The 6,006-nt window shown below is 64.0% G+C and carries 4 protein-coding genes and 1 pseudogene; 2 read left to right on the forward strand and 3 right to left on the reverse strand.

The window, feature by feature from the left end; translation table 11 throughout:
- On the reverse strand, window positions 1–1,112 hold a 1,112-nt coding region (locus ACEQXV_RS08835), incomplete at its 3' end, for an aldehyde dehydrogenase family protein (protein WP_370268821.1).
- A 228-nt stretch (window positions 1,113–1,340) separates the two neighbouring features.
- On the opposite strand from ACEQXV_RS08835, the gene ACEQXV_RS08840 reads away from it, so the two are divergent.
- A complete protein-coding gene (locus tag ACEQXV_RS08840) occupies window positions 1,341–1,994 on the forward strand; it encodes a peroxiredoxin (protein ID WP_370268822.1) in 654 nt (217 codons plus the stop codon).
- Between the two features lie 68 nt (window positions 1,995–2,062).
- Here ACEQXV_RS08840 and ACEQXV_RS08845 read toward each other — a convergent pair whose 3' ends face one another.
- Window positions 2,063–2,623 (reverse strand): L,D-transpeptidase, encoded by a 561-nt coding sequence (locus ACEQXV_RS08845; protein WP_370254170.1) that lies wholly within the window; start codon window positions 2,621–2,623, stop codon window positions 2,063–2,065.
- Between the two features lie 186 nt (window positions 2,624–2,809).
- Window positions 2,810–4,939: pseudogene (gene pnp, locus ACEQXV_RS08850) on the reverse strand (polyribonucleotide nucleotidyltransferase).
- Between the two features lie 242 nt (window positions 4,940–5,181).
- Here pnp and ACEQXV_RS08855 point away from each other — a divergent pair.
- Window positions 5,182–6,006: asparaginase (locus ACEQXV_RS08855; RefSeq protein WP_370268824.1), on the forward strand; the 825-nt coding region annotated here is incomplete at its 3' end.

Below are 6,006 nucleotides of genomic sequence, written 5' to 3' on the forward strand. Positions count from 1 at the left end.
TCGGCAAAGACCGTGGGGCGCACGAAGTAGCCCTTGTTGAAACCTTCCGGCCGACCGAGGCCGCCAGCCACCAGCCGGGCACCTTCCTCGATCCCCTTGGCGATCAGGCCCTGGATCTTGTCGAACTGCATCTGGCTGACAACCGGGCCGATGTGACGCCCGGACTCGCTGGCCAGCCCGACCGTGGTGGCCTCTGCCGTTGCGGCGGCGATTTCCACGGCCTGGTCGTAGATCTCGCGCTGAACCAGCATCCGGGTCGGCGCGTTGCAGGACTGGCCAGAGTTGTTGAAACAGTGGATCGCGCCCCGCTTCACGGCCTTTTCATCGGCGTCGGCGAAGATGATATTCGCGCCCTTGCCGCCAAGTTCCAGGTGCACGGGCTTGAGCGTATCGGCGGCATTCTTCGAAATCGCGATGCCCGCGCGGGTGGACCCGGTAAAGCTGATCGCGTCAATGCCGGGATGCGCGGTCATGGCAGAGCCCACACCCGCGCCGTCACCGTTGATCATGTTGAAGACGCCCGCGGGCACGCCCGCCTCGTCCAGGATCTCGGCCCAGACCAGCGACGACAGCGGCGCGATCTCGGAAGGTTTCAGGATCATGGTGCAGCCGGTGGCCAGCGCCGGGATCACCTTCAGCGTCACCTGGTTCATCGGCCAGTTCCACGGCGTGATCATGCCCACGACGCCAACACCTTCGTAGATGATCCGGTCATTGGGGGCATGCGGCCCGAGCGGGCGTTCGAACTCGAAATCTTCCAGCGCCTTGATGAAGTTCGAGATATGCCATGTGCCCGCACCCACCTGTGACGACCGGGCCATGTCGATCGGCGCGCCCATCTCGGTCGAGATCGCCTGCGCCATATCCTCGCCCCGTGCCTTGTAGACCTCCAGAACCTTGCGGATCAGGGCAAGGCGCTCGTCCTTGGTCGTGTGGGCAAAGCTCTCGAACGCCGTGCGCGCGGCGGCGGCGGCAGCGTCCACATCGGCTTGGGACCCAAGCGAAATCGTGGCGCAGACCTCTTCGGTCGAGGGGTTGATGACGTCGAAGTCATTGGGCTGGCTCGGGGCCACCCACTGACCATTGATGTAGAAATCGGTGCTCTTGGGCATGCTGTTCACTCCCTTGTTCGGCGCGGAGCCTGTCACCCCGCGCCGGGAAGAACAAGGGGACAGCGTTCGTGACGTGACGGCCCCGTGAAACCCGCTGTTCGCGCCGGGGCCGCTGCGTCGGAATGTCCTTCCTTTTCAGCATCAATAAACCTGGGTCCCCATGTAATTCCGCAGTTTGATTTCCTAGCTATTGGGCAACGCAAACTCACCAGATCGAAGGAGTCGGCCATGGGCCTCCGCATCAATGACACCATTCCCAATCTGACCGTGGAAACCGACCAGGGCACCTTCGCCCTGCATGACTGGATCGGCGATAGCTGGGCCGTGCTGTTCAGCCATCCCAAGGACTTCACCCCCGTCTGCACCACCGAGTTCGGCGCCGTGGCGCAACTGGCGGACGAATGGGAAAAGCGCGGCACCAAGGTGCTGGGCATCTCGGTCGACAGCGTGGAAGAGCATGTCGGCTGGAAGAAGGACATCGAGGCCGTGGGCGGCGCCAAGGCGGGCTTCCCGATCGTTGCCGACAAGGGGCTGGAACTGTCGAAGGCCTTCGACATGCTGCAGGCTGACTACTACCTGGCCGACAATCCGACACCGGCCGACAGCCAGACCGTGCGCACCGTTTTCATCATCGACCCGTCGAAGAAACTGCGCCTGTCGATGACCTACCCGATGAATGTCGGCCGCAACTTCGCCGAAGTGCTGCGCGCGCTGGACGGGCTTCAGACCGCCGACCGCGAAACCGTCGCCACGCCCGCGAACTGGACGCCGGGCGGGGATGTCGTGGTGCCCCTTTCGGTCAGCGACGAAGACGCCATCGCCAAGTATGGCTCGATCGACAAGAAGCTGCCCTACCTGCGCATGGCCAAGCTTCCGGGCTGATCCCAGCCCCCGGAACGACAGAAAGCCCCCGGTTGATCGCCGGGGGCTTTTTCATGGCTGCCTGCCCGTCAAACCGGATGCAGGGTCACCCGCGTGCCCAGTTCGACCATGTCGTAAAGCTGGATCACGTGATCGTTCACCATGCGGATGCAGCCCGATGATGCGGACAGCCCGATCGACCAGGGTTGGGGCGTTCCGTGGATGCGCAGAAGCGAATCACCGTAGCCGGTGTAGAGGTAGAGCGCGCGTGCCCCGAGAGGGTTGTCCGGCCCCCCCTCCATGCCGCCCGCGAACGCGGCATAAAGGTGCGGCTCGCGCGCGATCATGGCCGGCGTCGGCGTCCAACTGGGCCATTCTTCCTTGTGACCGACGCGGAAATTGCCCGCGGCTTGGCGCCCCTCGCGCCCCACGGCGACACCAAACCGGAGCGCCGTATCGTTTTCCTGCACAAGATATAGAAAGTGCGCGCCCATATCGACGTGCAGCGTTCCGGGCGTGAAACCGGGATTGATATCGACCACATGGGGGTGGAAGCGGCTTGGCAATGTCCAGCCTTCCTGTGCCCCGGCGATGGTCGGCGTCAGGGCCAGCGCGGCCCCGGTGGAAATGAAATGACGGCGGGTCAGCACGCGGAACCCCTCCCTTAAATCGGCAATTTCTGTCACCGGAAGAGTTTGAACGATCCGCCCCAAACGGGGCAAGCCTTTGTTTGGAAACGGTTCCGTGAACAGGTGGGCAATCTGCGCCCGGGCTGAAACGAAACGGCCCCGGGCGCAGTGCCCGGGGCCGTAGCTGTCACGCGAAGGAGGGGCGGATTATTCCGCGTCGTCCTTCTTGAGCTCTTCGCCAGTTTCCTGGTCGACCATCTTCATCGCCAGGCGCACCTTGCCGCGATCATCGAAGCCCAGAAGCTTGACGAACACTTCCTGGCCTTCCTTCAGAACGTCCGAAGGATGGTTCAGGCGGCGGTTCTCGATCTGGGACACGTGCACCAGACCGTCGCGCTTGCCGAAGAAGTTCACGAAGGCGCCGAAATCGACGATCTTCACGACCTTGCCCTTGTAGACCTGGCCCTCTTCCGGCTCTGCCACGATCGCATGGATCATGTCATAGGCCTTCTGGATGGCTTCGCCGTTGGGCGATGCGATCTTGATGATGCCGTCGTCGTTGATGTCGACCTTGGCGCCCGACACTTCCACGATCTCACGGATGACCTTGCCGCCCGAGCCGATCACTTCACGGATCTTGTCGGTCGGGATCTGCATGGTCTCGATACGCGGTGCGTGGATCGAGAACTCGCCCGCCTCGGTCAGGGCCTTGGCCATTTCACCGAGGATGTGCAGACGACCGGCCTTGGCCTGGGCCAGGGCCTTCTCCATGATCTCGGGGGTGATCCCCGCAACCTTGATGTCCATCTGCAGCGAGGTGATGCCGTTCTCGGTGCCCGCGACCTTGAAGTCCATGTCGCCGAGGTGATCCTCGTCGCCCAGGATGTCGGTCAGGATCCCGAAGGAACCGTCATCTTCCAGCACCAGGCCCATGGCCACACCGGCCACAGGGGCCTTCAGCGGCACGCCGGCATCCATCATCGACAAGGAGCCGCCGCAGACGGACGCCATCGAGGAAGAGCCGTTCGACTCGGTGATCTCCGACACGACGCGGATCGTGTAGGGGAAGTCGGTGGCGGCGGGCAGCACGGCCTGAAGCGCGCGCCAGGCCAGCTTGCCATGACCGATTTCACGGCGACCCGGAGGGCCAACGCGACCGGCTTCACCGACCGAGTAGGGCGGGAAGTTGTAGTGCAGCAGGAAGTTCGAGCGGAAGTTGCCATGCAGCGCGTCGATGATCTGTTCGTCATCGCCGGTGCCGAGCGTGGTCACCACCAGGCCTTGCGTTTCACCACGGGTGAACAGCGCCGAGCCGTGGGTCCGCGGCAGCAGGCCGGTTTCACAAACGATCGGGCGCACCTGGTCGAGCGCGCGGCCGTCGATGCGGCGGCCGTTCTTGACCACGTCCGACCGCAGAACGGTCGATTCTAGCTTCTTCAGAGCAGAGCCGAGATTTGCGTCTTCCAGCTGCTCTTCGGTCAGGCCGGCCTTGATCTCTTCCTTGACGGCGGCAACGGCAGCAACCCGCTCCTGCTTGTCAGAGATCGCGTAGGCAGCACGCATCTTGTCTTCGCCCGCGGCCTTCACGACCTCGTAAAGCTCCGAGTAGTCCGGCGCGGCGAACTCGAACGGCTCCTTGGCGGCTTCCTCGGCCAGCGAGATGATCAGGTCGATCACCGGCTGGATCTGCTCATGAGCGAAGGTCACCGCGCCCAGCATTTCCGCTTAGGTAAGCTCGTAGGCTTCCGATTCCACCATCATCACGGCGTTCTTGGTGCCCGCGACAACCAGGTCCAGACGCTGGTCGGGGTTGTTGCGCCGGTCCTGCATGTCGTCGACGGTCGGGTTCAGGATGAATTCACCATCCTCGAAACCGACGCGGCAGCCCGCGATCGGGCCCATGAAGGGTGCGCCCGAGATGGTCAGCGCGGCCGACGCGGCGATCATCGCCACGATGTCGGGGTCGTTGACCAGGTCGTGGCTCAGCACGGTGCACATAACGAGGACTTCGTTCTTGAAGCCCGGCACGAACAGCGGACGGATCGGACGGTCGATCAGGCGCGCGGTCAGCGTTTCCTTCTCGGTCGGACGCGCCTCGCGCTTGAAGAAGCCACCCGGCACCTTGCCGGCGGCGTAGTATTTTTCCTGGTAGTGCACGGTCAGCGGGAAGAAGTCCTGACCGGGCTTGGGTTCCTTGGCGAAGGTCACGTTTGCCATGACCGAGGTTTCGCCCAGGGTGGCGATGACAGAGCCATCTGCCTGGCGGGCAACCTTGCCCGTTTCCAGTGTGAGCGTTTCTTCGCCCCACTGCATGCTTTTCTTCGAAATGTTGAACATCATCGTATCCTAGCTGGAGGCACTCCCGGGCCCTCCCGGGTCCTCCGTTTCCGTGGCGGCCCCAGTGCCGCCGACCCCAATCCTATCCATGCGCCCGGGGTCAAAGGCATCACGTCTCAGATGACGCGGGGCAATACACGGTATTTCCCCGGTTTGAAAGCAATCTCTTTCGCAGCCGCTTGACCGGGACGAGCAGGGCGGGCACAGCGACGGGACGATCCAACGCAGCCCAAGGAGAAGAGATGACCGAGCGCACCCGCATCCTTCTGCTGCACACGGGCGGCACCATCGGCATGGTGCCCACGACACGCGGCCTGACGCCCGGCGCGGGCGTGGTCGAAGCGGCGATCGGCACGCTTGGCAAGGACCGCGGCGATGATCTTTCCGTCGATATCGTCCGCCTCGATCCCCTCATCGACAGCGCCAACGCCACGCCCGCCGACTGGAACCGCCTTGCCGGTGAAATCGTGGCGCGCGCCGGGGGCTGTGACGCGATCCTGATCACCCACGGCACCGATACGCTGGCCTTCACCTCATCGGCACTGACCATGGCGCTGGAGGGGCTGGACAAACCGGTGATCCTGACAGGCTCGATGATCCCGCTCGGCCAGCAGGGCAGCGACGGATGGGACAACCTGCGCGATGCCCTTGCCGCCACGCAATCCGCTGAACCCGGCGTCTGGATCCAGTTTGCAGGCAAGCTTCTGCGCGGCCCACGGGCGCGCAAGATCCATTCCAGCGCGCCGGATGCCTTCGCCGCCATGCTGTCTGACCGCCCGCCGCGCCGCGAGGGCGCGGTGCTGCGGCAACACCTCTTCGAAAAGACCCGGATCGCCGTTGTGCCCGTAGCCCCGGGCTGTGACATGCGGGTGGTCAGCTTCGCGATGGAGCACAGCGACGGGGTGATCCTGCGCTGCTATGGCAGTGGCACGGTTCCCGACGATCCCGTTTTGGAGGCCGGGCTCGTCCGAGCGGCGGATCGTGGCATTCCGGTGGTTGCGGTCAGCGAAACCCTGGCAGGCGGCACGGCGCTTGGCCATTACGCAGCGGGGGCGGTTCTGCTCGAT

The sequence above is a fragment of the Nioella sp. genome, from assembly GCF_964229645.1.
Classification (GTDB): Bacteria; Pseudomonadota; Alphaproteobacteria; order Rhodobacterales; family Rhodobacteraceae; genus Nioella.